Source organism: Psychrobacillus sp. (assembly GCF_056205495.1).
The window spans coordinates 1-1,858 of the sequence record NZ_JBAEAP010000158.1 but is presented as its reverse complement, the minus strand read 5'-3'; the positions used below and the strand labels follow the sequence as shown (position 1 = coordinate 1,858).

At 38.8% G+C, this 1,858-nt stretch carries 2 protein-coding genes; both read left to right on the top strand.

Annotation, left to right across the window (positions count from 1 at the left end; genetic code table 11):
- The first annotated feature begins 105 nt into the window (after positions 1 to 105).
- Positions 106 to 1,002: an ABC transporter permease gene (locus tag AC06OU_RS04730; RefSeq protein ID WP_475854304.1), complete on the top strand. Its 897-nt coding sequence runs from the start codon at positions 106 to 108 to the stop codon at positions 1,000 to 1,002.
- A 27-nt stretch (positions 1,003 to 1,029) separates the two neighbouring features.
- Positions 1,030 to 1,858, top strand: an 829-nt coding sequence (locus AC06OU_RS04725; RefSeq protein ID WP_475854302.1) for an ABC transporter substrate-binding protein, incomplete at its 3' end; no start/stop codon positions are given.

Sequence of the window (1,858 nt, the reverse complement as noted above, 5' to 3'; positions counted from 1 at the left end):
AGTTTTATTAGTAGCAACGTTATTCGTAGTCGTGAATCTCATCGTGGATATTGTCTACACATTCATCGATCCAAGGATAAGCTATGACTAAGAAGGAGGGATCATATGTCGAACACTATTTCAATTAATAATAATCTTCCAACTGCAACCAAAAAGAAAGATAAGGTTTACGTTACGACGATGAAACGCCTCTTAAAAAATAAACTAGCAGTAATTGGTCTTGCTATTATTTTGGGGCTAATCTTCATAGCGGTATTTGCTCCCTCCTTAGCCACACATGATCCATCAAAACAAAATCTAGTAGCCAGTGAACTCCCTATCTTTTCAGAAGGCCATTGGTTGGGGACAGATAATTATGGTAGAGACGTTTGGTCTCGCATTGTTTACGGATCAAGAATTTCTCTGTTAGTCGGAATAGCTGCAGTCAGTCTTGGTTTACTGGGAGGAATTACGCTTGGTTTGCTCGGGGGCTATTATAAAAAACTCGATGGAATCATTATGAGAATAGTAGATTTGCTGTTTTCCTTCCCGGGTATTCTACTAGCTATGCTAATTATTGCTATATTGGGTACCAGTTTAGTTAATGTGGCAATAGCGATTAGTATCTGGTCGATACCAAGCTGTGCTCGCATAGTGAGAGGATCAGTACTTTCTATAAAGCAAAAAGAATATATTATGGCTTTAAAATCATTAGGTGCTTCTGATTTAAGGATTATGATTCGTCATATTCTTCCTAATGCGATGGCACCAATTATCGTATTTGCAACAATGAGAATGGGAACAGCTATCCTCTCAACAGCCTCTCTAAGTTACTTAGGATTGGGGGCACAGCCTCCTACACCAGAATGGGGGGCAATGATAGCACAAGGTCAAAGCTATATGTGGACGTCACCGCATTTAACAATTATTCCTGGGATAGCAATTATGTTAACTGTATTTGCCTTTAACGTATTAGGAGACGGATTACGAGATGCACTAGATCCAAATATGGACATCCAATAAAAAATAGAAAATAGGGGGAATATGAAAATGAAGAAAAAATGGTTATTTATTTTATTATTTGTTGTATCAATCGTTCTAGCAGCTTGTTCTGGAGGAGAGTCTTCATCAGCTCCAAAAGAAAACGGAGGCTCAGGAAGTGACATTAGTGGAGATACCTTTACCTATGCTACTACAACTGATGCGGTCGGCTTGTCTCCAACCATGACAAATGATTCTCCTTCAGCAAATGTAATTGAACAAGTATATGAGACACTTTTTCAGCGCAACTCAGAAACATTAGAGATTGAACCTAAATTAGCAGAATCCTATGAGAATCCAGATGAAAATACATGGATCTTTAAACTAAGAGAAGGTATACAGTTCCATGATGGAACTCCATTTAACGCAGAAGCGGTTAAATATACGTTTGACAAATTACGTGACCCAGCAACAGGAGCACCACGTGCATCTCTTTTAGAATCAGTGGAAGAAATTACAGTCGAAGATGAAAACACTGTTAAAATTACAACGAAATATCCATACGGGGCATTCTTAGCAGCACTTTCTCATTCAAATGCAGCAATCATAAGCCCAACTGCTGACCAGAAGCAAGATTTGATGAAAGAGCCTGTAGGTACAGGACCATTTAAATTTGTTAGTTGGACTCCAGGTGACAAGTTGGAACTAGAAGCAAACGAGGAATATTGGGGAGGAGCACCCGACTTAAAGAAAGTTGTGTTCAAGGTAGTTCCTGAGATTTCTACTGCCATTTCGATGCTTCAAACAGGCGAGGTTCAATTTATCGATAACCTACCAACAGAGCAAATCAATCGTTTAGAATCGATGGACAGTATTGATATTCAAAAAATTGACGGTT